Annotated in this window: 1 protein-coding gene; it reads right to left on the minus strand. The window is 70.2% G+C overall.

All coding sequences use genetic code 11. The annotated features are described in order from the left end of the window. A partial coding sequence (locus ACLBX8_RS32300; RefSeq protein WP_447716485.1) for a 1-deoxy-D-xylulose-5-phosphate synthase N-terminal domain-containing protein occupies nucleotides 1–255 on the minus strand: 255 nt, incomplete at both ends.

The following is a 255-nucleotide window of genomic DNA, read 5'->3' on the forward strand; positions in this document are numbered from 1 at the left end:
TCTTCTGCTTGGCGGCGGCGTTGTCGAGGTCGCGGGCGACCGCCATGCCCAGCGCAGCCGAGATCGAGGTCGAGGAGTGGGCGGCGCCGAAGGGGTCGTAGACGCTCTCGCTCCGCTTGGTGAAGCCCGACAGGCCGCCGCCCTGGCGGAGCGTCCGGATGCGGTCGCGGCGCTCGGTGAGGATCTTGTGGGGGTAGCACTGGTGTCCGACGTCCCAGACGATGCGGTCGTCGGGGGTGTCGAACACGTGGTGCA

This window comes from Methylobacterium sp. D48H (assembly GCF_053345715.1).